Source organism: Streptomyces sp. ICN903 (assembly GCF_022015835.1).
GTDB classification, from domain to species: Bacteria; Actinomycetota; Actinomycetes; order Streptomycetales; family Streptomycetaceae; genus Streptomyces; species Streptomyces fenghuangensis.
Window position 1 is genome coordinate 4837 of record NZ_JAKMAY010000311.1, and the last position, 1294, is coordinate 6130.

General features: G+C 72.5%; 1 pseudogene. It reads right to left on the reverse strand.

Annotated features, from left to right (window positions below):
• Positions 1–50: 50 nt before the first annotated feature.
• A pseudogene (locus L7D48_RS24180) lies at positions 51–1294 on the reverse strand (pyruvate dehydrogenase (acetyl-transferring), homodimeric type); the annotation flags it as partial.

Consider the following 1294-nt stretch of genomic DNA (forward strand, 5'->3'; position numbering starts at 1 on the left):
CAGAAGATGACGGGCGGCACGGCGGGAGGGGCCGCCGGGGCCGGGCGCCGTCAGGCCAGGCCGTAGCGCTCGGCCGCCTCGCGCACCGTCTCCCGCTTGACCTCGCCGCGCCGGGCCAGCCGGTCCAGGGCCGCCACCGCGACCGACTCGGCGTCCACCCCGAAGTGGCGGCGGGCCGCCTCGCGGGTGTCCGACAGGCCGAAGCCGTCGGTGCCCAGCGAGGACCAGTCCTGCTCCACCCACGGGGCGATCTGGTCGGGCACCGCCCGCATCCAGTCGCTGACCGCGAGGACCGGGCCGGGCGCGCCGCACAGCGCGCGGGTGACGTAGGGGACGCGGTCCTCGCCGTTGAGCTGCGCCGCGTCGCAGGACAGGGCATCGCGGCGCAGCTCGCTCCAGGAGGTGGCGGACCACACGTCGGCGGTCACGCCCCAGTCGTCGGCGAGGAGGCGCTGGGCGTCCAGCACCCAGTGGATGGCGGTCCCCGAGGCCAGCAGCTGGATCCGGGGCGCTTCGTCACCGGAGGGGGACGTGGCGGGGATCCCCTCGCGGAAGCGGTACAGCCCCTTGAGGATGCCCTCCTCCACGCCCTCGGGCATGGGCGGCTGGACCTTCGGCTCGTTGTAGACGGTCAGGTAGTAGAAGACGTCCTCCGGCTTCGGCCCGTACATCCGGCGCAGGCCGTCGCGCACGATCACGGCGATCTCGTAGGCGAACGCCGGGTCGTAGTTGAGCGAGGCCGGGTTGGTGGCCGCGATCAGATGGGAGTGGCCGTCGGCGTGCTGCAGGCCCTCACCGGTGAGCGTGGTGCGGCCGGCGGTGGCGCCGACGACGAAGCCGCGGCCGAGCTGGTCGGCGAGCTGCCAGAACTGGTCGCCGGTGCGCTGCCAGCCGAACATCGAGTAGAAGATGTAGAACGGGATCATCGGCTCGCCGTGCGTGGCGTACGAGGTGGCGGCGGCGATGAAGTCGGCCATGGCGCCGGCCTCGGTGATCCCTTCGTTGAGGATCTGCCCGTCGGCCGCCTCCTTGTAGTACATCAGCTGGTCGCGGTCGACCGGCTCGTACGTCTGCCCCTTGGGCGAGTAGATGCCGGCCGAGGGGAACAGCGACTCCATGCCGAAGGTGCGGGCCTCGTCGGGGACGATCGGCACCCAGCGCCTGCCCGTCTCCGGATCCCGCATCAGGTCCTTGACCAGGCGTACGAACGCCATGGTCGTGGCCGTCTCCTGCTTGCCCGACCCCTTCTTCAGCGCGGCGAAGGCGCGCTCCGGCGGTTCGGGCAGCGCCGGGA